The organism is Klebsiella sp. R445 (assembly GCF_051131755.1).
Taxonomy (GTDB): Bacteria; Pseudomonadota; Gammaproteobacteria; order Enterobacterales; family Enterobacteriaceae; genus Klebsiella; species Klebsiella lignicola.
The window spans coordinates 3,134,116-3,159,576 of record NZ_CP180446.1 but is presented as its reverse complement, the minus strand read 5'-3'; the positions used below and the strand labels follow the sequence as shown (position 1 = coordinate 3,159,576).

Here is a 25,461-nt window from a genome sequence, read left to right as displayed (position 1 = left end):
TTAAGGCGTTAAAGTTTTTTGGCTTTTTCTACGGCTTCGTCGATAGAACCGACCATGTAGAACGCCTGCTCTGGCAGGTGATCGTATTCGCCTTCCATGATGCCTTTAAAGCCACGGATCGTGTCTTTCAGGGAGACGTATTTGCCCGGAGAACCGGTAAATACTTCTGCCACGAAGAACGGCTGGGACAGGAAGCGCTGAATCTTACGAGCGCGAGCTACCACCAGTTTATCTTCTTCAGACAGCTCATCCATACCCAGGATCGCGATGATGTCTTTCAGTTCCTGATAACGCTGCAGCAGGGACTGTACGCCACGCGCGGTGTCGTAGTGTTCCTGACCAACAACCAGCGGATCCAGCTGACGGCTGGTGGAGTCCAGCGGGTCAACGGCCGGGTAGATACCCAGAGACGCGATCTGACGGCTCAGTACCACGGTTGCATCTAAGTGAGCAAAGGTGGTGGCTGGGGATGGGTCAGTCAAGTCATCCGCAGGTACGTATACTGCCTGTACGGAAGTGATAGAACCAGTTTTGGTAGAGGTGATACGTTCCTGCAGAACGCCCATCTCTTCCGCCAGCGTCGGCTGATAACCTACCGCAGAAGGCATACGACCCAGCAGTGCAGATACTTCTGTACCGGCCAGGGTATAACGGTAGATGTTATCGACGAACAGCAGAACGTCACGACCTTCGTCACGGAATTTCTCAGCCATGGTCAGGCCGGTCAGTGCAACGCGCAGACGGTTTCCCGGCGGCTCGTTCATCTGGCCGTAAACCAGGGATACTTTATCCAGAACGTTGGAGTCGGTCATTTCGTGGTAGAAGTCGTTACCCTCACGAGTACGCTCACCAACACCAGCAAACACAGAGTAACCGGAGTGTTCGATCGCGATGTTACGGATCAGCTCCATCATGTTTACGGTTTTACCAACACCCGCACCACCAAACAGACCGACTTTACCGCCCTTCGCGAACGGACACATCAGGTCGATAACTTTGATGCCGGTTTCCAGCAGTTCCTGAGAGCTGGAGAGCTCTTCATAGGACGGAGCTGCACGGTGAATCGCCCAACGTTCTTCTTCGCCGATGTCGCCTTTCATATCGATCGGCTGACCCAGCACGTTCATGATACGACCCAGCGTTGCTTTACCAACCGGGACTTCGATCGGGTGCTCAAGGTCTTTAACTTCCAGACCACGACGCAGACCGTCGGAAGAACCCATGGCGATAGCACGTACGATACCACCACCGAGCTGCTGCTGAACTTCCAGCACCAGGCTCTCATTACCATTTTGTACCTCAAGAGCATCGTACACGCGCGGTACGGCATCCTGAGGGAATTCGACGTCAACCACGGCGCCGATTACCTGGACAATTTTTCCAGTAGCCATCTTGAATCCTCTACGAATTAACCTGGTTATACCGCGGATGCACCACCGACGATTTCGGTGAGTTCCTGAGTAATGCTGGCCTGACGAGCTTTGTTGTATACCAACTGCAGCTCTTTAATCAGGCTGCCGCCATTATCGGTTGCGGCTTTCATCGCCACCATACGTGCGGCCTGCTCGCTGGCCAGGTTTTCTACCACGCCCTGATAAACCTGGGACTCGACATAACGACGCAGGAGGGTATCCAGCAGCGCTTTCGGGTCTGGTTCATACAGATAATCCCAGGATTTACGCTTCAGATCAGCATCATCTGATGCCGGTAACGGCAGCAGTTGAGTGATAGTCGGAGTCTGGGACATGGTATTAATAAATTTGTTGCTGACAACGTACAGCTTGTCCAGACGGCCTTCATCATAGGCCTGCAACATCACTTTTACCGGACCGATCAGTTCGGACAGGGACGGGTTATCACCCATGCCGGTCACCTGGGCGACAATATTGCCACCTACGGAACTAAAGAAAGAGACGCCTTTAGAGCCGATCATTGCGATATCGCTCTGAACGCCTTTATCGGACCATACTTTCATATCTGCCAGCACTTTCTTGAACAGGTTAATGTTCAAGCCACCGCACAGACCACGGTCGGTTGACACCACCAGGTAGCCCACGCGTTTAACGTCGCGTTCTTCCAGGTAAGGGTGCTTATATTCCAGATTACCGTTTGCAAGGTGACCAATCACTTTGCGCATGGTTTCTGCATAAGGACGGCTGGCCGCCATGCGCTCCTGCGATTTACGCATTTTGGAAGCGGCGACCATTTCCATCGCTTTAGTGATCTTTTGCGTGTTCTGGACGCTTGCGATCTTACTACGTATCTCTTTTGCGCCGGCCATGAACTTCTCCTCAATGCCTTGCGGCCTGCCCTAAGGCAAGCCGCCAGACTTTACCAGGACTGGGTTGCTTTAAAGGAGTCGAGGATGCTTTTCAGCTTGCCTTCGATCTCGTCGTTATAGCCACCGGTCTGGTTAATCTCTTGCATCAGCGGAGCGTGGTCACGGTCAACGTAAGCCAGCAGAGCGGCTTCGAAACTACCGATTTTCGCCAGTTCCACATCTTCGAGGTAACCACGTTCAGCAGCAAACAGGACCAGGCCCTGCTGTGCTACAGACATCGGAGCATACTGTTTCTGTTTCAGCAGCTCGGTTACTTTCTGACCATGGCTCAGCTGTTTACGGGTTGCTTCATCCAGATCGGATGCGAACTGAGAGAACGCAGCCAGTTCACGATACTGTGCCAGCGCGGTACGGATACCACCGGACAGTTTCTTGATGATCTTGGTCTGAGCAGCACCACCAACACGGGATACGGAGATACCCGGGTTGACCGCAGGACGAATACCAGAGTTAAACAGGTTGGTTTCCAGGAAGATCTGACCATCGGTAATGGAAATTACGTTGGTCGGAACGAACGCAGAAACGTCACCCGCCTGGGTTTCGATAATCGGCAGAGCAGTCAGGGAGCCGGTTTTACCTTTAACTTCACCATTGGTGAATTTCTCAACGTACTCAGCGTTAACGCGGGATGCGCGCTCCAGCAGACGGGAGTGGAGGTAGAAAACGTCACCCGGGAATGCTTCACGTCCTGGCGGACGACGGAGCAGCAGAGAAACCTGACGATAAGCAACAGCCTGTTTAGACAGGTCATCGTATACGATCAGCGCATCTTCACCGCGGTCACGGAAGTATTCGCCCATTGCGCAACCGGCATACGGCGCCAGGTATTGCAGTGCAGCAGACTCGGAAGCGGTCGCAACAACAACGATAGTGTTGGACAGCGCGCCGTGCTCTTCCAGTTTACGAACCACGTTAGAAATAGTGGATGCTTTCTGGCCGATAGCGACGTAGACGCATTTGATACCGGAATCGCGCTGGTTGATGATCGCATCGATTGCCATCGCGGTTTTACCGGTCTGACGGTCACCGATGATCAGCTCACGCTGGCCACGACCGATTGGAATCATCGCATCGACAGATTTATAACCGGTTTGTACCGGCTGGTCGACGGACTGACGTTCGATAACGCCTGGCGCGATAACTTCGATTGGCGAGAAGCCATCGTTATCAACCGGACCTTTACCGTCGATTGGTGCACCCAGGGTGTTCACCACGCGACCCAGCAGGCCACGGCCTACCGGAACTTCAAGGATACGGCCAGTACATTTTACTTTCATGCCTTCGGCAAGGTCAGCGTACGGACCCATCACAACTGCACCAACGGAGTCGCGCTCCAGGTTCAGTGCGATAGCGTAACGGTTACCCGGCAGAGAGATCATTTCACCCTGCATACAATCGGCCAGGCCGTGGATGCGGATAACACCGTCACTGACGGAAACAATCGTACCTTCGTTGTGAGCCTCGCTCACAACATTGAACTGAGCAATGCGCTGCTTGATCAGTTCGCTGATTTCGGTGGAATTCAGTTGCATGCTCCAGTCCCCTTAAGACTGCAAGACGTCTGCCAGGCGATCAAGACGGCCGCGTACGCTACCATCAATGACCATATCACCCGCACGGATGATAACACCTGCCATAACAGACTTATCGATTTTGCAATTCAGCTTAACTTTGCGTGACAGACGTTTTTCCATCGCGCCGACGATCTTCGCAAGCTGTTCTTCACTCAGCTGGGAGGCAGAAATAACATCTACCTCTGCGGTTGCCTCACTGGCAGCACGCAGGTGAATGAACTGCTCGAGAACATCCGGGAGCACCTTAAGACGACCATTTTCTGCCATAACCCGAATCAGGTTCTGGCCATTTTCGTCCAGTTGCTCACCGCAGACCGCAATGAACGCTTCAGAGAGCGTTTCCGGCGCCAGAGCACCGGACAGAAGCTCTGCCATTTGTTCGTTTTTGGTCACTTCAGCGGCAAACGCCAGCATATCCTGCCAGCGTTCAACACTTTTGTGTTCGACGGCAAAGTCAAAAGCTGCTTTGGCGTAGGGGCGAGCTACCGTTACAAATTCAGACATCAGCCCCTCCCTCCTTACAGTTCAGCGACAAGTTTGTCCACGATGTCGCTGTTAGCAGCTTCATCCACGGAACGTTCGATGATCTTCTCGGCGCCAGCAACAGCCAGGATAGCGACCTGCTTACGCAGCTCCTCACGAGCACGTTTACGTTCGGCATCGATTTCAGCCTGCGCCTGTGCGACGATTTTGGTGCGTTCCTGTTCTGCTTCAGCTTTAGCTTCGTCCAGCATCTGAGAGCGACGCTTGTTCGCCTGCTCGATGATGACCTGGGCTTCCGCCTTCGCTTTTTTCAGCTGGTCGGTCGCGTTGGCCTGTGCAAGGTCCAAATCTTTCTTAGCGCGTTCTGCAGAAGCCAAACCGTCAGAAATCTCTTTCTGGCGCTTTTCGATGGCTGCCATTAAAGGCGGCCATACGTACTTCATGCAGAACCATACGAAAAGAACAAACGCGATGGCCTGGCCGAGGATTGTTGCGTTCATGTTCACAGCACAATACCTCTTAAATTAACTCTGTGGCTTAGGTTTCTTTCGAACAACTTACTACGCGACAGCAAACATCACGTACAGACCCAGACCTACAGCGATCATCGGGATAGCATCCACCAGACCCATAACGATAAAGAACTGAGTACGCAGCAGAGGAATCAGATCCGGTTGACGCGCTGCGCCTTCCAGGAATTTGCCCCCGAGGATGCCGATACCGATCGCAGCACCGATCGCCGCCAGACCCATCATCACAGCGGCAGCCATGTACAGCAGATCCATATTCAGGTTTTCCATGACAGTCTCCAGTTTGTTTCAGTAAAAACGTAGTATGTTGGTAAAAATCAATGCTCTTCAGACGCCATCGACAGATAGACAATCGTCAGAACCATGAAGATGAAGGCTTGCAGCGTAATAATCAGGATGTGGAAAATGGCCCATGGCACATTCAGAATCCACTGTGACCACCACGGCAACAGACCAGCAATCAGAATGAAAATCAGCTCACCGGCATACATGTTGCCGAACAGTCGCAGACCAAGTGATACCGGTTTGGACAGCAGGCTTACCCCTTCAAGGATTAAGTTGACAGGAATGAACGCCCAGTGATTGAACGGCTGCAGTGTCAGTTCTTTAACGAACCCACCCACGCCTTTCATTTTGATGCTGTAGAAAAGAATCAGGATAAACACGCCAAGTGCCATCGACAGGGTGATGTTCACGTCGGCAGACGGAACGACACGCAGTGCAGGCAGGCCGAAAATGTGCTCACCGATGTAAGGAATCAGGTCGATTGGCAGCAGGTCCATCAGGTTCATCAGGAATACCCAGACAAACACGGTGAGGGCCAGCGGAGCAATCAGCTTGCTCTTGCCATGATACATATCTTTAACGCTGCCATGGACGAAGCCAATGGTCATCTCAACGGCCGTCTGGAGCTTACCAGGAACACCGCTGGTCGCTTTTTTAGCAACGCTACGGAAAATGGTAAGGAACAACAGACCGAGCACCACTGAGAAGAACATGGAGTCAATGTTGAGCGTCCAGAAGGTGGCCGGGGGGTTGTGCGGATCCACCAGCGAGAAAGTACGCAGGTCCAGCTGAAGGTTGTTCAGATGGTGACCTATGTATTCCTGCGGCGTCATATTTTCTGCAGCCATGATGCCTTTTACCCTTTGTTGTTAATTACAGCTGGTGCCAGAATTTGTACCACCAGCACCAAAACCCACGTCACTATCAGCGGCATGAATACCACTTTGAAAACGGCCAGCGCCATCGCGAGGAGGGCAAAGGTCAGCAACACCTTGAATGCTTCACCGAAGGCGAAGGTCCAGGCCACACGGCCTTTAGATGGTGTATGCGCCTGATGACGCCAGGCAAAAATCATAAACAACATGTTTGGCAAAACAACCGCCAAACCTCCGCATACTGCGGAGATGCCCCAGAAGGGGTCTTTTAGGCTGAACAGCAGTCCACTTGCTATTACTGCCAGTAACTGAATAAACAGAAGCTTACGAGCAACGTTTCGACTCAAGAGCGACACAGACATCACGTTTTTACTCCTGCTCCCTTCGAGGTATGTCGCGTGTCGTATAAAACGTCCTTTAAGACGAAGAGTCAAGCATCAAAAAGCGGACAAATTATACGGTGACGCCCCGTGATTTCAAACAATAAGTAGCAAAATAGTGAATAAATGTTTAATTATTTTCTGACTGACAACTTTTCCTGCATTTTACCAATCTGTGAGCGATCATACGAAACTGCAAATACTGAGAAAACACAGAAAACAAAGCGTGCGGCAGATCACATATTAAACATTTTTGGCTTAATCGAATTAATTCTGTTCATAAATTGTCTGATTTCATCGTTTTGATATTAAAGACAAAAAATAGCGACAATTTATAAAACAACCCTATATACAATAAAAACTACTCATTGACATTTATAATAAAAATTTAACATTCGTATGCTTTGTCAGCGTCTCGATTTTTAGCACGCTGATATTTTCAGTGTTGACTATATTATCTGTTAATAAATGCCAATGTTAATGACCGGATAAACCTTAGTAAAAACATGGTTAAAAAGGGTCCGATATCCGCGCGTACTGACGTCCATTTTTGTAACACGCGGCAGAATTTTTTTTTCACATTTTTTGATAAAATTTAAATCTTTTTTGGTTTAATAAGCACCAAATGGCGTTCCCCTTCCAGCTGCGGAACCTGCAGTTCAATCACCTCGCTGACCACATATCCTTCCGGAAGATTGGCCATTTCCTCTTCCTGAGCAACGCCTTTAAGCGCATAGAAAGCGCCCTCTTCCGTCGGTAGGTGGTGACACCAGCTCACCATGTCATTGAGTGAGGCAAATGCACGGCTGATGACGCCATCAAACGGCGGCTCTGCCGGAAACTCTTCCACACGGCTTTGTACCGGCTCGATGTTATCCAGTTTTAGCTCATGCTGAACCTGGCGAAGAAAGCGTACGCGCTTGCCAAGGCTGTCCAACAGCGTGAAGTGCGACTGCGGGCAGACGATAGCCAGAGGGATCCCCGGCAACCCCGGTCCTGTTCCGACATCGATAAAGCGGCTGCCTTTCAGGTACGGCGCAACGACAATGCTATCGAGAATATGGCGTACCAACATTTCGTTCGGATCGCGAACGGAAGTCAGGTTGTAGGCCTTGTTCCACTTATCCAGCAGTCCAACATAACCTACCAGCTGATTTTTCTGGTGATCGGAGAGCGAAATGCCAGCTTCTGCAAGCAGATGAGAAAGTTTGTTAAGCACTGTTGATACCTGTCTGAATAATTTGCCCGGTGCGCTAACGCTAACCGGGCATACAAGCTTGTAGGGCGGGTTAGCCATGCGCCACCCGCCGGAAGACAATGAAATAGATTATGCGCTACGGCGCAGCATGCCCTGTTTTTTCAGCCAGATCAGCAAAATGGAGATCGCCGCAGGGGTCACGCCTGAAATACGGGTAGCCTGGCCGATCGAAGACGGTTTGTGATCGTTGAGCTTGGCAATGACTTCATTCGACAACCCAATCACCTGGCGGTAATCAAGGGTCACCGGCAGTATCGTATTCTCATTACGCTGCTGCCTTTCGATCTCTTCCTGCTGGCGCGCAATATAGCCTTCATATTTGACCTGAATCTCAACCTGCTCTGCGGCCTGCGTATCTCCCAGGCCCGGCGCGAACGGTGGCAGCTGGACCAGCTGCTCGTAGGTCATTTCCGGACGGCGGAGTAAATCTTCACCGCTGGCTTCGCGAGAAAGCGGCGCGCTCAGATGCGCGTTAACTGCTTCAACGCTGTCTGCTGCCGGGTAAACCCAGGTAGATTTCAGGCGCTGACGTTCAAGCTCAATGCTTTCCAGCTTCTGATTGAAACGCGCCCAGCGTTCATCATCGACCAGACCCAGCTCACGCCCCTGTTCGGTCAGGCGCAGATCGGCATTATCCTCGCGCAGCATCAGACGATACTCCGCGCGGGAGGTAAACATGCGGTACGGTTCTTTGGTACCGAGCGTGCACAGGTCGTCGACCAGTACACCCAGGTAGGCTTCAGAACGCGCTGGCGCCCAACCCTCTTTTTCTGCTGAGAAACGACCGGCGTTGAGGCCAGCAAGCAGACCCTGGGCAGCGGCTTCTTCGTATCCGGTGGTCCCGTTGATCTGTCCGGCAAAGAACAGGCCGTGGATATATTTACTTTCCAGCGTCGGCTTCAGATCGCGAGGATCGAAGAAGTCGTACTCAATAGCGTAGCCTGGGCGAACGATTTTGGCGTTCTCCATGCCTTGCATCGAGCGAACAATCTGTATCTGTACATCGAATGGCAGGCTGGTGGAGATGCCGTTCGGATAAATTTCGTTTGAAGTCAGCCCTTCCGGCTCGAGGAAGATCTGATGCTGGTTGCGATCGGCAAAGCGCATCACTTTGTCTTCGATCGACGGGCAATAACGTGGACCGATCCCTTCAATCACCCCGGCGTACATCGGGCTGCGATCGAGGTTATTGCGGATCACGTCATGGGTTTTCTCGTTGGTATACGTGATGTAGCACGGAACCTGACGCGGATGCTGATCCGCAGAGCCCATGAACGAGAAGACCGGCATTGGGTTATCGCCATGCTGTGGCGCCAGAACGCTGAAGTCGATAGTGCGGGCGTCAATACGCGGCGGCGTCCCGGTTTTCAGAAGACTAACGCGCAGCGGCAGTTCACGCAAGCGACGAGAGAGCGGGATAGACGGCGGATCGCCTGCACGGCCACCGCTGTAGTTATCCAGACCAATGTGGATCTTGCCGTCGAGGAACGTCCCCACGGTCAGGACCACCGCTTTGGCGCGGAATTTCAGGCCCATCTGGGTTACTGCACCGACAACTCGATCGTTTTCGACAATCAGATCTTCAACCGCCTGCTGGAAGATCATCAGGTTTGGCTGGTTTTCCAGTGCAGTGCGAACCGCCTGGCGATAGAGTACACGGTCGGCCTGTGCTCGGGTGGCACGTACTGCCGGGCCTTTGCTGGCGTTTAGTATCCTAAACTGAATGCCTGCCTGGTCGATCGCTTTCGCCATCAGGCCGCCAAGTGCATCCACTTCTTTTACCAGGTGTCCTTTCCCAATGCCGCCAATCGCCGGGTTGCAGCTCATCTGCCCCAGAGTGTCGATATTGTGTGTCAAAAGCAGGGTCTGTTGACCCATTCGCGCTGCGGCCATCGCGGCCTCAGTGCCTGCATGACCCCCGCCAATGATGATGACGTCAAAAGGATCCTGATAAAACATGGTGGTATGCCTCGCATAAAGCGGTTTGAAAATGGATTGAAGCCCGGGCCGTGGATTCTACTCAACTTTAGTCGATCGAGAAAGCTCCGGGATCTTGAGTATTAAAAAGAAGATCTTTTATTTAGAGATCTGTTTTATTGTGATCTCTTATTAGGATCGAGCTTTTCTGTGGATAAGCCGGATCCAGACTTTAAGATCAACCGGTTAAGAAGGATCACTATCTGTGAATGATCGGTGATCCTGTTCCGTATAAGCTGGGATCAAAATGAAGGGTTATGCACAGCCCAAAAAGCGAGCAAGGGTTATTCTTTGGATAACTACCGGTTGATCAGAGCTTTTAAGCAGAGTTATACACAGAAAAACGGACGATCTTTACAAAACTCAGAGTAAATCTTTCCAGGATCCGACCCAAATCTCTGCCGGATCTTCCGGAATTTCATGTTCCAGCACATTTATCTTCAGCGTTTCGCCGATCTGTTTTGCGCCACATGCTTTCAGTGCGCTGTCGATCTTGTCGATGGCTCCGCAGAAGGTGTCATATTCCCGGCTGCCAATACCAATGGCGCCAAAACGCACGGCAGACAGGTCTGCGCGTTGCTCCTGAATAGCTTCAAAGAACGGCAGCAGGTTATCAGGGATATCACCTGCACCATGAGTAGAAGAGATAACTAACCAGATCCCTTCAGCCTGCAGATCCTCGATCAACGGACCGTGCTGGATTTCGGTGCTGTAACCCGCCTCTTCCAGCTTTTCAGCCAGATGCTCCGCTACATATTCCGCACTGCCCAGGGTACTGCCGCTGATAAGCGTAATGTCTGCCATGATCGTCTGCTCAATTATTCAGAGTGGCACATTGTACGCTGTGTGTGAGCTGGGATCTACCTGTGGAAAATGTGGGATTAAAAAAGCCCGATCACGGGCGGATGGTCCGCATGATCGGGTTCTGCAGGGAGATCAGAGTCTCGGTGGACTGAATTTCATCGATTGTTTGGATCTTGTTGATAAGTACCTGTTGCAGGGCATCGATCGAGCGGCACATCACCTTTATAAAGATGCTGTAGTGCCCGGTGGTGTAATAGGCTTCGGTGACCTCGTCGAGGCTTTCTAGCCTGGCCAGCGCGGAAGGATAGTCTTTGGCGCTTTTCAAAATGATGCCGATAAAGCAGCAGACATCGTAGCCGAGCTGTTTAGGATTCACGTCGATGCGTGCGCCGGTAATGATCCCCGCCTGTTTCATCTTCTCTACGCGCACATGGATGGTGCCGGGGCTGACGCCAAACTGTTTGGCCAGTTCCGCGTACGCCGTGCGCGCATTGGCCATTAATGCCTCGAGGATGCCGCGGTCCAGATTGTCGATCTGATAATTTTCCATAGGTTTTTCTTATGATGTTTGATGATTCTTTCTATATTAGCCTGATATTTTAATGAATCAAAAGTGAACCCGGCTTTTTGTTGTTTGATTATTGAATTGGTGGCCTGTTTTGTTGCTTAATCAATACCAACAGGACGCAGGAGTTAAAAAAAATGAAAACCGCATACATCGCAAAACAACGCCAGATTAGTTTCGTTAAGTCGCACTTTTCCCGCCAGCTGGAAGAGAAGCTTGGTCTGATTGAAGTCCAGGCACCTATTTTAAGCCGCGTGGGAGACGGGACTCAGGACAACCTCTCTGGTAGCGAGAAAGCGGTTCAGGTTAAAGTGAAAACACTGCCAGACGCTCAGTTCGAAGTGGTTCATTCGCTGGCGAAATGGAAACGTCAAACCCTGGGACAACACGACTTCAGCGCGGGCGAAGGGCTCTACACGCACATGAAAGCCCTTCGCCCCGATGAAGACCGACTGACCGCCATTCACTCTGTTTACGTCGACCAGTGGGACTGGGAACGCGTGATGGGGGATGGTGAGCGCCACGTCGGGACATTGAAATCGACCGTAGAGGCGATCTACGCCGGGATCAAAGCGACCGAAGCCGCGGCATGTAAAGAGTTTGGGCTGGCACCGTTCCTGCCAGAGCAGATTCAGTTTGTTCATAGCCAGGAGCTGCTGAGCCGCTATCCGGGCCTCGATGCCAAAGGGCGTGAGCGGGCGATTGCCAAAGAGCTGGGTGCCGTATTCCTTATCGGTATTGGCGGCAAGCTTTCTGATGGCCAGCGTCACGATGTTCGTGCGCCGGATTATGATGACTGGAGCACCTCAGCCGATGAAGGCTTGAGCGGCCTGAATGGCGATATCCTGGTGTGGAACCCGGTACTGGAAGACGCGTTTGAGATCTCTTCCATGGGGATCCGCGTGGATGCTGATGCACTGAAACGCCAGCTGGCGATCACCGGTGATGAAGATCGCCTGAAGCTGGAGTGGCACCAGGCGCTGCTGCGCGGTGAGATGCCGCAGACGATCGGCGGCGGTATTGGCCAGTCCCGTCTGACCATGTTGCTGCTGCAGCTTGACCATATCGGCCAGGTACAGTGCGGCGTGTGGCCAGCTCAGGTTCGCGAGAGCGTGGACGCGCTTCTTTAATAGACCTTCGCGAAGTTTGTTAACGCCGCCAGCGTCGTAGCAGGCGGCTACGCAACCCGGTATCAAAGCGCCAGATATGATCGAAGATGCGCATAATGCCGGGTTTGCCATGTACCGACATCGCCACCGCGTGAAAGCGATGCTGGTGTTTGCGCTGCAGTTCCCCCACCTGATTGATCACCTCATCCGGCAGACGCTGGGCAATAAAATCGGAAATCACCACCGCATCGGCATCCACCCACTGCGGATTTTGCATGCGCTCAATAATGGAGCGGAAACAGCTGGCTAGATCGGTACCGCCGCGAAAACGTTGGCTCAGGAAACGGATCGCCTGCTCAAGCCCCTCGGGGCCTGTCAGTTCGTAATGCACCACTTCGCTGGAGAACAGCATAATAAAGCAGCGGCGATTATCCGCCAGCGCCACCCGCATTAAGGCCAGGCAAAAGGCCTTGGCACACTGCTCGTTGAAACCGCCCATCGAACCGGAGGTATCGACGCAGACGATAAACGGCCCGCGCGGCTGTTCGTCGACATCCTGTCGGGTGACCGGCCTCTCGGTGATTTTTTCCCGCCAGGCGTCGCCGTGCAGCCGATAGGTCAGCAACTGCTTTTCCACCAGCTTGCGGTAGAACTCGAATTCCAGTTCGGTGATCCCAAGCGTCGCCAGCTCCGGCGGGAGCAGGCGTAAAATATCGTCACTCTGCTGCAGGCCATCAACCTGTTCCGGTACCGTGGCCGGTTCGCGGACCAGGCTACGGAAGGCTTCCATCGGCGCCTCTTTTTTGGGGACCGATTTTGCTTCTCGTGAACGACCGAGCTGTTCAGCCAGCTGCATTAATTCCGGCTGCTGGCTAAGAAAATCACCGTAACGGATGATCAGCTGATAGTCGCCGCGCTTCAGTTCGCCGGCGCTCATATCCCACAGTCGCCCGGCGGCGTTATCGTTTTCAACCAGCACCGGTTCCAGCTGGCCGCTGAGGGTCATGCGTTCCTGTACTTCACTGAGCAACTGATCCCGCTCCTCGTCCAGCAGTTGCTGGTTGAGGGAGGTCACCTGGACCACCAGGCTCAGGCGCCAGCGCTGTAAAAAGAGGGTATGCAGTGCGGGAGTGAAGGTGGTGTTGTCATCCACCAGCTGCTGCGCCTGGGCGGCAAATGGCGAGTGCTGGCTACGCAGTCCGTTAAGGATCTGCGGCAGCTGGACGATGAACTGCGAGGTGGAGAGCAACTGCGCGCGTTGATAGCTTTGTACTTCTGCATCCAGCTCTGGCGGGACATGGGTCTCTTTGAGCCGGGCCCGGATCGACTCCCGCCAGCGCGGGATATCGGCAGCAATAATGTTTTTCAGGCGCGGGAATTTTTCGAAGAATACGGCAAGCTGAGGGGAGGCCAGCAGCGCCAGCAGCATCTCTTCGATCATCCCCTCTTCGCTGACTGCCAGCATGACATTCAGCATATCCAGCGTCATGGCTGACGTGCCTGCTTAATCTGCGTCCCGACGTCCTGCAGGCTGGCTTCGATACGCCCAAGCCAGTCACCAGGAATGAACAGGCATTTTTGCTGTTCGCTGAAGCGGTTATGTTGCTGGTGCCACTCATCATCCAGCGCTTCCAGCTGCTGCCTGATTTCTGCCGGCATATTTTCCTGCGATTCGCTGCCAGGCAGTGATAGGCGGGAACCCTGCAGGCTGACGTCGCGTACCACCAGGTGCTGGCTGGCATCGACATCGATAGTTAACAGCTGTGCGAAACCAATGCCGTTAAGCTTGCCACGGATCTCGCCGCCTTTTTCCAGCCAGTGCGACAGCTCTTCGCGTACGAAGGTAATGTGGATAACGTTGATATCGTGCAGTTTAAGCGGCTGCTGGAGCAGTAAGGTCAAGGTGGCTTCCTGCAGCTCTGCAGGCAGCTCATAGTGGGGTTTACGGCTGAACATTCCGCCAAGACGCGTCACCTTCAACGCGGTTTTGTCGCTGTGCTGCTGCTGGATTTGAATGCGTCGTTGGGTAATCGCCCCCAGTTTGGTCAACATGGCCTGCTGCTGCCAGGCATGGCTGGTCATCAGGGCTTCCAGCTGCTGCGACATCAGATTCATGCTTTTGATATCGTGCCACAGGCAATCTTTCAGCAAGATCAGGTCGATAGGGGCAATGGTGTCCCGGCCGCTGAAGAAGGCGCTGGCCTGCAGCAGACGAATGGCTTTTTTCCAGCGACGGTCGGAGACATAAGGCGCATCAGGCAGCGTATCCAGCTGCTGGCGCAGCTGGAACACCAGCTCAAATACGCTATCCGGCAGCTTCACGCCGCTGATATCTTGCTGCCACTGGGTAAACTCTTCAGTGCTGATCTGCAGGCTGGTGGGTACCGGGTTACTGTTTTCATCCTGCTGGCTGACCAGCATAGAACGGAAATTGGTCTTATCCTGAACCTTATCCAGCCACAAGCGGATGAGCATGCGATCGTAGAGCGCTTCAAGACTGCTGTCCGCTTCCGGCAATTCATTTGATGCCGCCACTAGCAGACGCATGGGGATTTTTTCCTCCGTTGCGCCATTGCGGAAGTGACGTTCGTTGATGGCCGTCAGAAGGGTGTTGAGGATTGCCGGGCCTGCTTTCCAGATCTCATCGAGGAACACAATTTCAGCTTCCGGCAGATAGCCGGTGGTCAGACGCTCGTAGCGTCCTTCGTCTTTCAGTGCCTGGATAGAGAGGGGGCCAAAAACTTCTTCCGGGGTGGAAAAGCGGGTCATCAGGTATTCAAAAGCGCGGGCTTGCTGGAAGGCGAACTTGAGGCGGCGGGCGATCAGGCTTTTCGCGATGCCCGGCGGGCCAAGTAAAAAAACGCTTTCTCCGCTGAGCGCGGCAAGCAGGCAAAGTCGTATTGCGTGGCTGCGTTCGAACAAACCTTTTTCCAGCGAGGCACTTAGCCGGGAAATTCTTTCTGCCAGTAAATGTGATTGAGCCATAATTGAGTTGCGTGCTTTTTCATGTGTCGTTATTGAGTCGAGTATAGATGTTTGATTGGGTATGGTAATAGCCTGAAGAATCGATTTATTTTCTTTGAGTCAGATTAATATGATGTCAGTTAGGGGTACGATTCAGCAAATAATCGTGCATACTGTGCGCTTTTTGTGGGCCAAGGGACTAGGCACACATTTGTTTTATAAACGAAAAGACTAGTCTATGAGCACTGATAATAAGCAATCGCTGCCGGCCGTTACGCTGGCAGCCATCGGCGTGGTATATGGTGATATCGGTACCAGCCCGCTGTATACACTTCGAGAATGTTTGTCTGGTCAGTTTGGGTTTGGCGTTGAACGTGATGCCGTTTTTGGCTTTCTGTCGCTGATTTTCTGGCTGTTAATCTTTACCGTATCACTCAAATATATCACCTTCGTTATGCGTGCTGACAACGCCGGCGAAGGGGGGATCCTGACGCTGATGTCGTTAGCTGGACGCAACACGTCCGCACGAATGACATCGGTTCTGGTGATCCTTGGCCTGATTGGCGGCAGCTTCTTCTATGGCGAGGTGGTCATCACACCGGCTATTTCAGTGATGTCGGCCATTGAAGGTCTGGAGATTATTGCCCCGAATCTGGATACCTGGATTGTCCCCATCTCCATTATCGTGCTGACGCTGCTGTTTGCTATTCAAAAGCACGGCACCAGCATGGTCGGGAAGCTGTTTGCACCGATTATGCTGATCTGGTTCCTGCTGCTGGCAGTGCTGGGCGCAAGAAGCATTCTGGCCAACCCGGAAGTGCTGCAGGCGCTTAACCCTTATTGGGCCTTCCATTTCTTCATGGAATATAAAACCGTCTCCTTCGTGGCATTGGGTGCGGTGGTGCTTTCTATTACCGGTGTCGAGGCGCTGTATGCTGACATGGGACACTTTGGCAAATTGCCGATTCGCTTAGCGTGGTTTTCCGTGGTGCTGCCCTCGCTGGTGCTCAACTACTTCGGCCAGGGTGCGCTGCTGTTAAAGCACCCGGAAGCGATTAAAAACCCCTTCTTCCTGCTGGCGCCGGAATGGGCGCTGATCCCGATGCTGATCCTCGCCGCGCTGGCGACGGTCATCGCGTCGCAGGCGGTTATTTCGGGCGTCTTCTCCCTGACGCGCCAGGCGGTTCGTCTGGGCTATCTGTCGCCGATGCGCATCATCCATACGTCGGAAATGGAATCGGGTCAGATTTATATCCCGTTCATCAACTGGCTGTTGTACGTCTCGGTGGTTATCGTCATCATCAGCTTTGAGCACTCCTCCAATCTGGCGGCGGCGTACGGGATTGCGGTGACCGGGACCATGGTGCTGACGACCATCCTCTTCACCACCGTTGCGCGTAAAAACTGGCACTGGAATAAGTTCGTGGTGGCGTTGCTGCTTATCGGCTTCATGTGCATTGACCTGCCGCTGTTCTCGGCCAACCTCGATAAGATTGTGTCCGGTGGCTGGCTGCCGTTGACGCTGGGGCTGGTGATGTTCACGGTGATGACCACCTGGAAGAGCGAGCGTTTCCGCCTGCTGCGCCGTATGCACGAGCACGGCAACTCACTGGAAGCGATGATCTCTTCCCTGGAGAAATCGCCGCCGGTTCGCGTGCCGGGAACCGCGGTGTATATGTCCCGTGCGCTGAACGTGATTCCGTTTGCCCTGCTGCATAACCTCAAGCACAACAAGGTGCTGCACGAGCGGGTGATCCTCCTGACGCTGCGGACCGAAGATGCGCCTTATGTACACAATGTGCGTCGGGTCCAGATCGAGCAGATTTCGCCATCGTTCTGGCGCGTGGTGGCCAGCTATGGCTGGCGCGAAACGCCGAACGTCGAAGAAGTGTTCCACCGCTGCGGACTGGAAGGCCTGAGCTGCCGGATGATGGAAACCTCGTTCTTTATGTCGCATGAATCGCTGATTATCGGCAAGCGGCCGTGGTACCTGCGCCTGCGCGGGAAATTGTATCTCCTGCTGCAGCGCAATGCCCTGAGGGCGCCGGATCAGTTCGAAATCCCGCCAAATCGGGTCATCGAACTGGGTACCCAGGTCGAAATCTGATGTTCCTGAAGCCCTTCCTCGTGAAGGGCTTTTTGTTACCTTTTGCCCCGCTTCACATTTCTTCTCCGCGTTCGCGAAACGTTTCGATGGCGATCACATTTCTCTCCTCTGATGATGGTTTTCCGCTCGTTAATTGACAATACTTATCTCAGCGAAACGTTTCGCTAATGGAGCAAAAGAGAAAAATGAAAAAAGGCACCGTACTTAACGCTGATATTTCCTCGGTTATCTCGCGCCTGGGTCATACCGATACGCTGGTGGTCTGTGATGCTGGTTTACCGGTTCCTCACAGCAGCATGCGCATTGATATGGCGCTAACTCAGGGCGTTCCCTCCTTTATGCAGGTTCTGGAGGTGGTCACGGCGGAAATGCAGGTTGAAGCGGCGATCCTGGCGGAAGAGATCAAAACGCATAATCCGCAGCTCCATGCGACGTTGCTCACTCACCTCGAGCAGCTGCAGCAACACCAGGGAAATATCATTGATATTCGTTACACCAGTCATGAGCAGTTCAAAAAACAAACCGCTGAGAGTCAGGCGGTGATTCGCAGCGGGGAGTGTTCCCCGTATGCGAACGTTATTCTCTGTGCCGGCGTAACGTTCTGAGGTCGCCGATATGGAAGCCTTACTGCAATTAAAAGGGATCGATAAAGCGTTCCCTGGCGTGAAGGCGCTCTCCGGCGCCTCGCTGAATGTCTATGCTGGCCGCGTGATGGCGCTGGTCGGGGAGAACGGTGCCGGCAAATCCACCATGATGAAGGTGCTGACCGGTATCTATGCCCGCGATGCAGGCTCCCTGCTGTGGCTGGGGAAAGAGGTCACCTTCAACGGACCGAAATCCTCCCAGGAAGCTGGTATCGGCATTATCCATCAGGAACTGAACCTGATTCCTCAACTGACGATCGCGGAAAACATTTTCCTCGGTCGCGAGTTCGTTAACCGGTTTGGCAAAATCGACTGGAAAACGATGTATGCCGAATCCGACAAGCTGTTGGCGAAGCTGAACTTACGCTTTAACAGCCAGAAGCTGGTGGGCGATCTGTCGATTGGCGATCAGCAGATGGTTGAGATCGCCAAAGTGCTTAGCTTCGAGTCGAAGGTCATCATTATGGATGAACCGACGGATGCCCTGACCGATACCGAAACCGAATCCCTGTTCCGCGTCATTCGCGAGCTAAAAGCGCAAGGGCGCGGGATTGTCTATATCTCCCACCGCATGAAAGAGATCTTTGAGATTTGCGACGATGTGACGGTCTTCCGCGACGGGCAGTTTATCGCCGAGCGTGAAGTCGCCAGCCTCAATGAAGATCTGCTGATCGAAATGATGGTCGGCCGCAAGCTGGAAGATCAGTACCCGCATCTGGATAAAGCGCCGGGGGCTATTCGCCTCAAGGTGGATAACCTGTGCGGGCCGGGCGTTGAAAATGTCACTTTCACCCTGCGTCAGGGTGAAATCCTCGGCGTCGCCGGGCTGATGGGCGCCGGACGAACGGAACTGATGAAAGTGCTGTACGGCGCGCTGGCGCGGCACAGCGGTAGCGTCACCCTCGACGGGCATGAAGTGGTGACCCGCTCTCCTCAGGATGGCCTGGCAAACGGTATTGTCTATATCTCCGAAGACCGTAAGCGCGATGGTTTAGTGCTCGGTATGTCGGTGAAAGAAAACATGTCTTTAACTGCGTTGCGCTATTTCAGCCATGCCGGCGGTCGCCTGAAACATGGCGATGAACAGCAGGCGGTGAGCGACTTTATCCGCTTATTCAATGTGAAAACGCCGTCAATGGAACAGGCGATTGGCCTGCTTTCCGGCGGTAACCAGCAGAAAGTGGCGATTGCCCGCGGGCTGATGACGCGGCCAAAAGTGCTGATCCTTGATGAGCCCACCCGTGGCGTGGACGTCGGGGCGAAGAAAGAGATCTACCAGCTGATCAACCAGTTTAAAGCCGATGGTCTGAGCATCATTCTGGTCTCCTCGGAGATGCCGGAAGTGTTAGGCATGAGCGATCGCATCATTGTGATGCATGAAGGGCATCTCGGCGGTGAATTTACACGCGAGCAGGCCACCCAGGAAGTATTGATGGCTGCCGCTGTGGGCAAGCTTAACCGTGTGAATCAGGAGTAAAAAAGATGACAACCCAGGCTGTTTCTGGTCGCCGCTATTTCACGAAAGCATGGCTGATGGAGCAAAAATCGTTAATTGCTCTGTTGGTGCTGATAGCGATTGTGTCGACCATGAGCCCCAACTTTTTTACCGTCAATAACCTGTTCAATATCCTGCAACAGACGTCGGTCAACGCCATAATGGCCGTTGGGATGACGCTGGTCATTCTGACCTCAGGGATCGACCTGTCCGTCGGTTCTCTGCTGGCGCTGACCGGCGCGGTTGCCGCGTCGATTGTGGGCCTGGAGGTCAATGCGCTGGTGGCGATTGCTGGTGCGTTGGCGTTAGGCGCGGCAATCGGTGCGGTTACCGGCGTCATCGTGGCGAAAGGGCGTGTACAGGCCTTTATTGCCACCCTGGTGATGATGCTTCTGCTGCGCGGGGTGACGATGGTCTACACCAACGGCAGTCCGGTTAACACCGGGTTCACCGATAATGCCGACCTGTTTGGCTGGTTTGGTATCGGCCGCCCGTTAGGCATCCCGACTCCGGTGTGGATTATGGCGATCGTCTTTCTTGCGGCCTGGTACATGCTGCACCATACGCGGCTGGGCCGTTATATCTACGCGCTGGGCGGTAACGAAGCGGCAACCCGCTTGTCCGGCATCAGCGTCAATAAAGTCAAAATTATCGTCTACTCGTTGTGCGGCCTGCTGGCATCCCTGGCGGGGATTATCGAAGTGGCGCGTCTGTCTTCCGCGCAGCCGACGGCGGGTACTGGTTATGAACTGGATGCGATTGCGGCCGTCGTGCTTGGCGGCACCAGCCTCGCCGGTGGTAAAGGCCGTATCGTCGGGACACTGATCGGTGCGCTGATCCTTGGCTTCCTGAACAACGGACTGAATTTGTTAGGCGTTTCTTCCTATTACCAGATGATCGTGAAAGCGGTGGTAATTTTGCTGGCGGTGCTGGTAGACAACAAAAAGCAGTAACTAAGAACTCTACAGGACATCTTAACTATGAATATGAAAAAACTGGCGACCCTGGTCTCTGCTGTAGCCCTCAGTGCAACCGTCAGCGCCAATGCGATGGCGAAAGACACCATCGCCCTGGTTATCTCGACCCTGAATAACCCGTTCTTCGTCTCCCTGAAAGACGGGGCTCAGAAAGAAGCGGACAAACTGGGCTACAACCTGGTGGTGCTGGATTCGCAAAACAACCCGGCGAAAGAGCTGGCGAACGTCCAGGACCTCACGGTGCGTGGCGCGAAGCTGCTGCTGATCAACCCGACCGATTCTGATGCGGTTGGCAACGCGGTGAAGATGGCTAACCAGGCGAAAATCCCGGTGATCACCCTTGACCGCCAGGCGGCAAAAGGCGACGTAGTCAGCCATATTGCTTCTGATAACGTGCTGGGCGGTAAAATGGCCGGCGACTATATCGCCAAAAAAGCCGGTGAAGGAGCGAAAGTAATTGAACTGCAAGGCATTGCCGGAACATCTGCGGCACGCGAACGTGGTGAAGGCTTTAAACAGGCCGTTGCAGCACACAAATTCAATGTGCTGGCCAGCCAGCCGGCGGATTTCGATCGTACCAAAGGCCTGAACGTCATGCAGAACCTGCTGACGGCGCATCCTGATGTGAAAGCGGTGTTTGCTCAGAACGACGAAATGGCGCTCGGTGCACTGCGTGCATTGCAAACTGCCGGTAAATCCGATGTGATGGTGGTTGGATTTGATGGCACTCCGGATGGCGAAAAAGCAGTAAACAGTGGCAAACTGGCAGCGACTATCGCCCAGTTGCCAGAGCAGATCGGCGTGAAAGGCGTGGAGACTGCTGATAAAGTGCTGAAGGGTGAGAAAGTGGATGCCAGCTATCCGGTTGAGCTGAAACTGGTCATTAAGCAGTAATATGCGATTCGGATCGGCAACGGTCCGAGGGACAACATAAAAAAGAAAAGCAGGGCATGCGCCACCGGAGTCCGGTGGCGCGCTTTCCCGGGAACAGAAATCATGAAAACCTCAGGCAAACTTGTCGTCCTTGGCAGCATCAATGCCGATCACATTCTTAACCTTGAATCTTTCCCAACGCCGGGTGAAACCGTCACCGGCCAGCACTATCAGGTGGCTTTCGGCGGTAAAGGGGCCAACCAGGCCGTTGCTGCCGGGCGAAGCGGAGCGGATATTGCGTTTATTGCCTGCACCGGTGATGACGATATCGGCGAGCGCGTTCGTCACCAGCTGGAGCGCGATAACATCGATGTGACGCCCGTGCGAGCGGTAAAAGACCAATCGACCGGCGTGGCGCTGATCTTTGTTAATGCTGAAGGTGAGAATGTCATCGGTATTCATGCCGGCGCGAATGCCGCCCTCTCTGTGGCCCAGGTGGAAGCAGAAAAAGAGCGGATTGCAGGCGCACAGGCGCTGCTGATGCAGCTGGAATCTCCGCTGGAAAGCGTCCTGGCGGCAGCAACCATCGCTCATCAGCATCAAACAACCGTGGTACTGAACCCGGCGCCGGCGCGTGAACTGCCTGATGCGCTGCTTTCGCTGGTGGATATCATTACCCCCAACGAAACCGAAGCGGAAAAGCTGACCGGTATCCACGTTGAAAACGATGACGATGCGGCAAAAGCGGCCCATGTGCTGCATGAAAAAGGCATCGGCATCGTGATGATTACCCTCGGCAGCCGCGGAGTTTGGGTTAGCCGTGAAGGTGAAGGCCGTCGGGTTGCTGGTTTTAAAGTCCAGGCCATCGATACCATTGCCGCAGGCGATACCTTCAATGGCGCCGTCGTGACGGCGTTACTGGAAGGTACCGCGCTGGATGAAGCGATCCGCTTTGCCCATGCCGCCGCTGCCATTGCCGTTACCCGCAAAGGCGCGCAGCCTTCGGTTCCATGGCGCAAAGAGATCGACGAGTTTTTACGTCAACAGGGGTAACGCTTGGCTACCATGAAGGATGTAGCCCGCGAAGCGGGCGTTTCCACTTCAACAGTGTCTCACGTCATTAATAAAGACCGCTTCGTCAGCGAAGCGATCACGGCCAAAGTCGATGCGGCGATAAAAAATCTTAACTACGCGCCGTCTGCGCTGGCGCGCAGCCTCAAACTCAACCAGACCCGGACGATTGGCATGCTGATCACCGCCAGTACCAACCCGTTCTATTCGGAGCTGGTGCGCGGCGTGGAGCGCAGCTGTTTTGAACGCGGCTATAGCCTGGTGCTGTGTAACACCGAAGGCGATGAGCAGCGCATGAATCGCAATCTTGAGACGCTGATGCAAAAGCGTGTCGATGGCTTATTGCTGCTGTGTACCGAAACACACCAACCTTCACCAGAAATAATGCAGCGCTACCCATCGGTACCGACGGTGATGATGGACTGGGCGCCGTTCGATGGCGACAGCGATCTGATCCAGGATAACTCGTTGCTGGGTGGCGATATGGCGACGCAGTACTTAATTGATAAAGGCTATACCCGGGTTGCTTGTATCGCAGGGCCGCTGGATAAAACGCCGTCGCGCCTGCGGCTGGAGGGATACCATGCGGCGATGGCCCGCGCCGGACTTACCGTGACGGAAGGCTATGTCATTACCAGCGATTTTGAATTTGGCGGCGGATTTAGCGCCATGCAAGCGCTACTGGCATTGCCCGAGCGGCCGCAGGCGGTATTTGTCGGCAACGATGCGATGGCGGTGGGCGCGTATCAATCGCTTTATCAGGCCGGGCTACGCATTCCGCAGGATATGGCGCTGGTGGGGTATGACGATATCGAACTGGCGCGCTACATGACACCGCCGCTGACTACTATCCATCAACCCAAAGATGAGCTGGGTGAGCTGGCCATCGACGTGCTGATTCATCGTATGGCCGATCCGGGGCAGAAACAGCAGCGCGTTCAGCTGACCCCGGAGCTGGTGATTCGCGGCTCGGTCTAACGCTGGTGCCGTTCCTTTATCAGGTTGCGGCCATCTTTGGCTTTTAACAGCATAAATGTCAGCGCTGATACCACGGTAATCACCCCCATCGTAATAAAGGTGTAGTGGAACTGCTCGATGGTATTGGCGCTCTCAAACCCTTCATAAAAACGCAGCACGGCAGCACTAATCGCGACCCCGAGACTAATCGATAACTGCTGGGTGACGGCTAGCAGGCTATTGCCGCCACTGGCGTTGTCATCGGTCAGGTCAGCCAGCGTGATGGTATTCATCGAGGTGAACTGGGTCGACATCGCCATCCCCAGCACAAACAGCGGCAGCAGTAGCATCCAGATCGGCATGCCCGGCGACTGGAATGAGAACTGGGCGATCATCACACCAATAAACAGCGTCACACCAACCAGCGTTTTCCGGTAACCAAGCCATCGCAGAATCTGCGTCACGGTCGATTTCGCAATAATCGAACCGATGGCGGTGGGAGCTATCATGCAGCCGGCGACAATCGCCGGATAGCCAAAACCGACCTGCAGCATCAGTGGCATCAGAAACGGCACGCAGCCGGTCCCCAGACGCGTTGCCAGGTTTCCGGCAATCCCCACCGAGAAGGTACGGGTCTTAAATAATGATAGCGAGATCAGCGGCGTTGGATGACGGCGCGCGTGGCGGATATAGGCCAGCAGTAATATGACGCTCAGGGCGATGACGGAAAGCGCAATCCAGGTCGCTACAATTTTCTCGCCGAACAGTTCGATGCCGCTGGAGAACAGTACCAGGCTTAAACCAAACAGCAGGAAACCGGTGGTATCGAAACGACGGCGTGGGGTGGTGAAATCCGGCATATATTTGCGCGCGTAAAGGATGCCGATAATGCCGATAGGGATATTAATGAGGAAAATCCAGTGCCAGCTGGCCCAGGTCACCAGCACGCCACCGAGTACCGGCCCAAGAATGGGGCCGACCAGTCCCGGCATGGTGACGAAGTTCAGTACCGGCAGCAGCTCGCTACGCGGGTAGGCTCTTAATAATGCCAGGCGCGCTACCGGCATCATCATGGCGCCACCAATCCCCTGAATGACGCGAAAGATAACCAGCTCCATCAACGAGCCGGAAAGGGCGCAGGCCAGCGAGCCGAGCGTAAACAGGCCGACGGCGATAATAAAGACTTTGCGGGTGCCGAAACGGTCAGCCAGCCATCCGCTGACCGGGATAAGCATGGCGACCGTTAATGTATAGCTGATGATGGCGGATTGCATGGCCAGTGGCGAACGGTTGAGACTGTGCGCGATGGCAGGAAGGGCGGTGTTCAGAATGGTGGCATCAAGTGCCTGCATAAAAAAGGCCATTGCCGCAATCCACGGCAGCCCGGCCATACTACGCCCTTTCTTTTCGGTCATGCGAAACCCTTGTTATTTGCCTGAATGGTGTGGTGCGTTCAATAACGTCTGGCAGGCGTTAAGCGCTCGCGGGCCGTCGCTATCCTGAATGGCATCAACGATAGCCTGGTGGAGATCCAGCTTCACCACTTCATTCTGGGTAATAGAAGTGAAGTAGGTGTGGTAAACCGAATGAAACAGCGAGGCGAAGGAAATCAGGAACGGATTCCCGCTCATCTCATAGATGTGTTCGTGCCAGGCCATATCGACTTCAATCCAGCGTTCACGCTGAAAACGTCTTTTCAACTGCGCCATCTCTTCCATTAAGGTATTGAGCTGAGCCTTTTGTTCCGGGCTGCCTGTTGTCGCGGCCAGAAAACAGGCTTGTGGCTCCAGGCTGCTGCGCATGACAAGGAAATGGGAGACCACGTCTTCAAAATTATCTTCCGTTAGCCACCATGACAGCAGCTCTTTGTCGAGAAAGTTCCAGCTACTGCGCGGCATGACGCGGGTGCCGATGCGCGGGCGTGGCAGCAGCATCCCTTTTGCGGTGAGCGTCTTGACCGCTTCTCGTACCGCGGTACGGCTGACGCCGAACTGCTCGCCGAGATCCATTTCGCCGGGAAGGATACTTTCTGGCGGGTATTCACCGGTCAGGATTTTTTGAGCCAGTTTCTCCGCTAATACCCAGGAGATGTTCTTTTGTGCCGCCAGTTGCTGTGCGCTTAATGACATAAATGCCGTTCCTTTCTCTTTTTTACTGTATCAGTATGCCATCTGACGGCCGCTTTCGTTGGT

Annotated in this window: 24 protein-coding genes; 8 read left to right on the top strand and 16 right to left on the bottom strand. The window is 53.8% G+C overall.

All coding sequences use genetic code 11. The features are described from left to right. Window positions 1-8: 8 nt before the first annotated feature. From atpD to asnC, 12 genes are all read right to left on the bottom strand, one after another. Window positions 9-1,391: a F0F1 ATP synthase subunit beta gene (gene atpD, locus ACMYSN_RS14765; protein WP_004869217.1), complete on the bottom strand. Its 1,383-nt coding sequence runs from the start codon at window positions 1,389-1,391 to the stop codon at window positions 9-11. A gap of 26 nt (window positions 1,392-1,417) precedes the next feature. Continuing rightward, window positions 1,418-2,281 carry a F0F1 ATP synthase subunit gamma gene (gene atpG / locus ACMYSN_RS14760; protein WP_123756970.1) on the bottom strand — a complete coding sequence of 288 codons (864 nt, stop codon included), beginning with the start codon at window positions 2,279-2,281 and terminating at the stop codon, window positions 1,418-1,420. A 50-nt stretch (window positions 2,282-2,331) separates the two neighbouring features. Next, on the bottom strand, window positions 2,332-3,873 hold the full coding sequence (atpA, locus tag ACMYSN_RS14755; protein ID WP_123756969.1) for a F0F1 ATP synthase subunit alpha: 1,542 nt from the start codon (window positions 3,871-3,873) through the stop codon (window positions 2,332-2,334). Window positions 3,874-3,885: 12 nt separating this feature from the next. After that, the gene (gene atpH / locus ACMYSN_RS14750; protein WP_123756968.1) at window positions 3,886-4,419 is read right to left on the bottom strand and encodes a F0F1 ATP synthase subunit delta; all 534 of its coding nucleotides are present in this window, start codon (window positions 4,417-4,419) and stop codon (window positions 3,886-3,888) included. A gap of 14 nt (window positions 4,420-4,433) precedes the next feature. Further along, window positions 4,434-4,904: a F0F1 ATP synthase subunit B gene (atpF, locus tag ACMYSN_RS14745; RefSeq protein WP_004869221.1), complete on the bottom strand. Its 471-nt coding sequence runs from the start codon at window positions 4,902-4,904 to the stop codon at window positions 4,434-4,436. Between the two features lie 54 nt (window positions 4,905-4,958). Further along, window positions 4,959-5,198, bottom strand: a complete 240-nt coding sequence (gene atpE / locus ACMYSN_RS14740; protein WP_000429386.1) for a F0F1 ATP synthase subunit C — start codon at window positions 5,196-5,198, stop codon at window positions 4,959-4,961. 47 nt (window positions 5,199-5,245) lie between these two features. Beyond that, window positions 5,246-6,061, bottom strand: a complete 816-nt coding sequence (gene atpB / locus ACMYSN_RS14735) for a F0F1 ATP synthase subunit A (protein ID WP_123756967.1) — start codon at window positions 6,059-6,061, stop codon at window positions 5,246-5,248. Window positions 6,062-6,069: 8 nt separating this feature from the next. Beyond that, window positions 6,070-6,450: a F0F1 ATP synthase subunit I gene (gene atpI, locus ACMYSN_RS14730; protein ID WP_174509652.1), complete on the bottom strand. Its 381-nt coding sequence runs from the start codon at window positions 6,448-6,450 to the stop codon at window positions 6,070-6,072. 613 nt (window positions 6,451-7,063) lie between these two features. After that, window positions 7,064-7,687, bottom strand: a complete 624-nt coding sequence (rsmG, locus tag ACMYSN_RS14725) for a 16S rRNA (guanine(527)-N(7))-methyltransferase RsmG (protein WP_462495307.1) — start codon at window positions 7,685-7,687, stop codon at window positions 7,064-7,066. 108 nt (window positions 7,688-7,795) lie between these two features. Next, window positions 7,796-9,685 (bottom strand): tRNA uridine-5-carboxymethylaminomethyl modification enzyme MnmG/GidA, encoded by a 1,890-nt coding sequence (gene mnmG, locus ACMYSN_RS14720; RefSeq protein WP_462495306.1) that lies wholly within the window; start codon window positions 9,683-9,685, stop codon window positions 7,796-7,798. A gap of 381 nt (window positions 9,686-10,066) precedes the next feature. Further along, window positions 10,067-10,507 (bottom strand): FMN-binding protein MioC, encoded by a 441-nt coding sequence (gene mioC, locus ACMYSN_RS14715; RefSeq protein WP_123756963.1) that lies wholly within the window; start codon window positions 10,505-10,507, stop codon window positions 10,067-10,069. Between the two features lie 91 nt (window positions 10,508-10,598). Next, window positions 10,599-11,057 (bottom strand): transcriptional regulator AsnC, encoded by a 459-nt coding sequence (gene asnC / locus ACMYSN_RS14710; RefSeq protein ID WP_045853727.1) that lies wholly within the window; start codon window positions 11,055-11,057, stop codon window positions 10,599-10,601. 152 nt (window positions 11,058-11,209) lie between these two features. Between asnC and asnA the strand changes: the two genes are divergently transcribed. Next, the gene (gene asnA / locus ACMYSN_RS14705; RefSeq protein ID WP_123756962.1) at window positions 11,210-12,202 is read left to right on the top strand and encodes an aspartate--ammonia ligase; all 993 of its coding nucleotides are present in this window, start codon (window positions 11,210-11,212) and stop codon (window positions 12,200-12,202) included. 19 nt (window positions 12,203-12,221) lie between these two features. Here the strand turns inward: asnA and viaA are convergent, their stop codons facing one another. Further along, window positions 12,222-13,670 carry an ATPase RavA stimulator ViaA gene (gene viaA, locus ACMYSN_RS14700; protein ID WP_434586979.1) on the bottom strand — a complete coding sequence of 483 codons (1,449 nt, stop codon included), beginning with the start codon at window positions 13,668-13,670 and terminating at the stop codon, window positions 12,222-12,224. Continuing rightward, on the bottom strand, window positions 13,667-15,166 hold the full coding sequence (gene ravA, locus ACMYSN_RS14695; protein ID WP_462495305.1) for an ATPase RavA: 1,500 nt from the start codon (window positions 15,164-15,166) through the stop codon (window positions 13,667-13,669). The genes viaA and ravA overlap by 4 nt, the downstream gene beginning before the upstream one ends. 217 nt (window positions 15,167-15,383) lie before the next feature. On the opposite strand from ravA, the gene kup reads away from it, so the two are divergent. From kup to rbsR, 7 genes are all read left to right on the top strand, one after another. Continuing rightward, complete coding sequence (gene kup / locus ACMYSN_RS14690) at window positions 15,384-17,252, top strand: low affinity potassium transporter Kup (RefSeq protein ID WP_123756959.1); 1,869 nt, start codon at window positions 15,384-15,386, stop codon at window positions 17,250-17,252. Between the two features lie 185 nt (window positions 17,253-17,437). Next, window positions 17,438-17,857 (top strand): D-ribose pyranase, encoded by a 420-nt coding sequence (gene rbsD / locus ACMYSN_RS14685; RefSeq protein WP_462495304.1) that lies wholly within the window; start codon window positions 17,438-17,440, stop codon window positions 17,855-17,857. Window positions 17,858-17,867: 10 nt separating this feature from the next. Further along, window positions 17,868-19,373 carry a ribose ABC transporter ATP-binding protein RbsA gene (gene rbsA / locus ACMYSN_RS14680; protein WP_462495303.1) on the top strand — a complete coding sequence of 502 codons (1,506 nt, stop codon included), beginning with the start codon at window positions 17,868-17,870 and terminating at the stop codon, window positions 19,371-19,373. A 5-nt stretch (window positions 19,374-19,378) separates the two neighbouring features. Next, window positions 19,379-20,344: a ribose ABC transporter permease gene (gene rbsC / locus ACMYSN_RS14675; RefSeq protein WP_123756956.1), complete on the top strand. Its 966-nt coding sequence runs from the start codon at window positions 19,379-19,381 to the stop codon at window positions 20,342-20,344. A gap of 27 nt (window positions 20,345-20,371) precedes the next feature. Further along, on the top strand, window positions 20,372-21,262 hold the full coding sequence (gene rbsB, locus ACMYSN_RS14670; RefSeq protein WP_123756955.1) for a ribose ABC transporter substrate-binding protein RbsB: 891 nt from the start codon (window positions 20,372-20,374) through the stop codon (window positions 21,260-21,262). Between the two features lie 99 nt (window positions 21,263-21,361). Then, complete coding sequence (gene rbsK / locus ACMYSN_RS14665) at window positions 21,362-22,294, top strand: ribokinase (RefSeq protein ID WP_462498261.1); 933 nt, start codon at window positions 21,362-21,364, stop codon at window positions 22,292-22,294. A 12-nt stretch (window positions 22,295-22,306) separates the two neighbouring features. Next, a complete protein-coding gene (gene rbsR, locus ACMYSN_RS14660) occupies window positions 22,307-23,290 on the top strand; it encodes a ribose operon transcriptional repressor RbsR (RefSeq protein ID WP_462498260.1) in 984 nt (327 codons plus the stop codon). Here the strand turns inward: rbsR and mdtD are convergent. Together mdtD and ACMYSN_RS14650 are read right to left on the bottom strand one after the other, a co-directional pair. Further along, window positions 23,287-24,684 carry an MFS transporter gene (mdtD, locus tag ACMYSN_RS14655; protein WP_462495302.1) on the bottom strand — a complete coding sequence of 466 codons (1,398 nt, stop codon included), beginning with the start codon at window positions 24,682-24,684 and terminating at the stop codon, window positions 23,287-23,289. The genes rbsR and mdtD overlap by 4 nt on opposite strands. Window positions 24,685-24,696: 12 nt before the next feature. Beyond that, window positions 24,697-25,398: a FadR/GntR family transcriptional regulator gene (locus tag ACMYSN_RS14650; RefSeq protein ID WP_123756951.1), complete on the bottom strand. Its 702-nt coding sequence runs from the start codon at window positions 25,396-25,398 to the stop codon at window positions 24,697-24,699. Between the last annotated feature and the right edge of the window lie 63 nt (window positions 25,399-25,461).

Excerpts from the sequence above, each read along its gene's own strand:
- atpD (WP_004869217.1), bottom strand. The coding sequence starts at position 1,391 with ATGGCTACTGGAAAAATTGTCCAGGTAATCGGCGCCGTGGTTGACGTC.
- atpG (WP_123756970.1), bottom strand. The coding sequence starts at position 2,281 with ATGGCCGGCGCAAAAGAGATACGTAGTAAGATCGCAAGCGTCCAGAAC.
- atpA (WP_123756969.1), bottom strand. The coding sequence starts at position 3,873 with ATGCAACTGAATTCCACCGAAATCAGCGAACTGATCAAGCAGCGCATT.
- atpH (WP_123756968.1), bottom strand. The coding sequence starts at position 4,419 with ATGTCTGAATTTGTAACGGTAGCTCGCCCCTACGCCAAAGCAGCTTTT.
- atpE (WP_000429386.1), bottom strand. The coding sequence starts at position 5,198 with ATGGAAAACCTGAATATGGATCTGCTGTACATGGCTGCCGCTGTGATG.
- atpB (WP_123756967.1), bottom strand. The coding sequence starts at position 6,061 with ATGGCTGCAGAAAATATGACGCCGCAGGAATACATAGGTCACCATCTG.
- atpI (WP_174509652.1), bottom strand. The coding sequence starts at position 6,450 with ATGTCTGTGTCGCTCTTGAGTCGAAACGTTGCTCGTAAGCTTCTGTTT.
- mnmG (WP_462495306.1), bottom strand. The coding sequence starts at position 9,685 with ATGTTTTATCAGGATCCTTTTGACGTCATCATCATTGGCGGGGGTCAT.
- mioC (WP_123756963.1), bottom strand. The coding sequence starts at position 10,507 with ATGGCAGACATTACGCTTATCAGCGGCAGTACCCTGGGCAGTGCGGAA.
- asnC (WP_045853727.1), bottom strand. The coding sequence starts at position 11,057 with ATGGAAAATTATCAGATCGACAATCTGGACCGCGGCATCCTCGAGGCA.
- asnA (WP_123756962.1), top strand. The coding sequence starts at position 11,210 with ATGAAAACCGCATACATCGCAAAACAACGCCAGATTAGTTTCGTTAAG.
- viaA (WP_434586979.1), bottom strand. The coding sequence starts at position 13,670 with ATGACGCTGGATATGCTGAATGTCATGCTGGCAGTCAGCGAAGAGGGG.
- ravA (WP_462495305.1), bottom strand. The coding sequence starts at position 15,166 with ATGGCTCAATCACATTTACTGGCAGAAAGAATTTCCCGGCTAAGTGCC.
- kup (WP_123756959.1), top strand. The coding sequence starts at position 15,384 with ATGAGCACTGATAATAAGCAATCGCTGCCGGCCGTTACGCTGGCAGCC.
- rbsD (WP_462495304.1), top strand. The coding sequence starts at position 17,438 with ATGAAAAAAGGCACCGTACTTAACGCTGATATTTCCTCGGTTATCTCG.
- rbsA (WP_462495303.1), top strand. The coding sequence starts at position 17,868 with ATGGAAGCCTTACTGCAATTAAAAGGGATCGATAAAGCGTTCCCTGGC.
- rbsC (WP_123756956.1), top strand. The coding sequence starts at position 19,379 with ATGACAACCCAGGCTGTTTCTGGTCGCCGCTATTTCACGAAAGCATGG.
- rbsB (WP_123756955.1), top strand. The coding sequence starts at position 20,372 with ATGAATATGAAAAAACTGGCGACCCTGGTCTCTGCTGTAGCCCTCAGT.
- rbsR (WP_462498260.1), top strand. The coding sequence starts at position 22,307 with ATGAAGGATGTAGCCCGCGAAGCGGGCGTTTCCACTTCAACAGTGTCT.
- mdtD (WP_462495302.1), bottom strand. The coding sequence starts at position 24,684 with ATGACCGAAAAGAAAGGGCGTAGTATGGCCGGGCTGCCGTGGATTGCG.
- ACMYSN_RS14650 (WP_123756951.1), bottom strand. The coding sequence starts at position 25,398 with ATGTCATTAAGCGCACAGCAACTGGCGGCACAAAAGAACATCTCCTGG.